This window comes from Streptomyces sp. SID13726, assembly GCF_010548375.1.
Lineage (GTDB): Bacteria > Actinomycetota > Actinomycetes > Streptomycetales > Streptomycetaceae > Streptomyces.
On the sequence record NZ_JAAGLY010000723.1, the window covers coordinates 1 to 402 of the forward strand.

Annotated in this window: 2 pseudogenes; one reads left to right on the plus strand and one right to left on the minus strand. The window is 75.1% G+C overall.

Annotated elements, in window-relative coordinates:
• Window positions 1-150, plus strand: a pseudogene (locus G3I78_RS49965) (methionyl-tRNA formyltransferase); the annotation flags it as partial.
• Between the two features lie 102 nt (window positions 151-252).
• Here the strand turns inward: G3I78_RS49965 and G3I78_RS49960 are convergent.
• A pseudogene (locus tag G3I78_RS49960) lies at window positions 253-402 on the minus strand (methionyl-tRNA formyltransferase); the annotation flags it as partial.

Here is a 402-nt window from a genome sequence, read left to right on the forward strand (position 1 = left end):
GATGGCGTCGTGATCGTCGCGGGGGCCGACGCCCGGGCGGGCCGCAACCACGGCCTGGCCATCACGCGGGTGCGGACCGAGGACGGCCGTGAACTGCCCGCGACGGAGTACTTCACGTCCATGGGGGGCTACCTCACCGCCCGCCCCTGACGCCGACGACACCGACCCGGACGGGCCGGCGTTCACCGCCGTGCGGATCGCGCGATCCGCACGGCGGTGAACGCCGGCCCGTCCGGGTCGGTGTCGTCGGCGTCAGGGGCGGGCGGTGAGGTAGCCCCCCATGGACGTGAAGTACTCCGTCGCGGGCAGTTCACGGCCGTCCTCGGTCCGCACCCGCGTGATGGCCAGGCCGTGGTTGCGGCCCGCCCGGGCGTCGGCCCCCGCGACGATCACGACGCCATC